At 64.0% G+C, this 1,131-nt stretch carries 1 protein-coding gene and 1 pseudogene; both read left to right on the top strand.

Going from position 1 to position 1,131, the window contains the following annotated elements; genetic code table 11:
- Window positions 1–441: pseudogene (locus L2A60_RS20505) on the top strand (IS21 family transposase); the annotation flags it as partial.
- 62 nt (window positions 442–503) lie between these two features.
- Window positions 504–1,131, top strand: a 628-nt coding sequence (locus tag L2A60_RS20500; protein ID WP_329603621.1) for an ATP-binding protein, incomplete at its 3' end; no start/stop codon positions are given.

Below are 1,131 nucleotides of genomic sequence, written 5' to 3'. Positions count from 1 at the left end.
CGTATCGTCGTGCTGCTGGGCGGCGAGGTTGTCGCCGAGCATCCGCGGCAGTTCCGGCGCGATCAAGTGATCTATGATCCCTGGCATTATCTGCCGATCCTGGTGAGAAAGCCGGGGGCGTTGCGCAACGGCGCGCCATTCAAGGACTGGGATCTACCTGCGGGCCTTGCCGAGGTCCGGGCCAAACTCAAGCGGCACACCGATGGCGACCGCCAGTTCGTCAAGGTTCTGGGTGCCGTGCTCGACCACGGGCTGATTGCGGTCGAGGCGGCATGCGCCGAAGCGCTCGAGGCCGGTATCGCCAGCGGCGACGTGATCCTGGCCGTTCTGGCGCGCCGGCTGCAGCCGCCGGCGCCGCCGAGCATCATCACCCCTGACGCCCTGCGCCTGAAGGTCGAACCGAAGGCCGATTGTGGCCGCTATGACAGCCTCAGGCGGGCGGAGATGCCCCAAGGTTCCATGCGCGCCCTTTGCGCGTATGGAATGGCATCGGAGGGCGCGTAATGGAACGCCCCATGGAACGTCAGGACATCATTGCCGGGCTGGCGGAACTGAAGCTGCACGGCATGCGCGCGAGCTTCGATGAGATCGCCGGCAAGGGCCTCGCACGACGGGACGAGTTCTACCCGCTGATCGCCAGCCTGATCCGAGCCGAACGCACCCACCGCCAGGCGCGCTCGATCAGCTACCGGATCACCGGCGCCAAGTTCCCGGTGCTCAAGGATCTCGACAAATTCAGCTTCAAGGGCACCCCGATCGACGAGGGTTTGGTGCGCGAGCTCGCCACCGGCAGCTTCCTCGATGCCAAACGCAACGGAATCTTTGTCGGCGGAACCGGTACCGGAAAGACTCATCTGTGCATCGCCGTCGCCTCGGCCGTCATTCGGGCCAGAGCGCGAGGTCGGTTCTACAACCTCGTCGATCTGGTCAATCAGCTGGAGCAGGAAAAGGCCGCAGGCCGCAGTGGCTATCTGGTCGAGAAACTGCTGCGCTACGACCTGCTCATCCTCGACTTATGTGCAGCGCGCAGTGATGTGGAGCTGGAAGGCGTCAACTCCAGCCGACGAAGGTTTGAGGGCCGCCAACTCCACATAACTCGGTTACGGAATCATAGCCGCTTCAGCCAGTCGA

It is taken from the genome of Acidiphilium iwatense (genome assembly GCF_021556475.1).
GTDB classification, from domain to species: Bacteria; Pseudomonadota; Alphaproteobacteria; order Acetobacterales; family Acetobacteraceae; genus Acidiphilium; species Acidiphilium iwatense.
The sequence above is the reverse complement of the archived record's forward strand: the minus strand, read 5'-3'. Positions and strand labels throughout refer to the sequence as shown.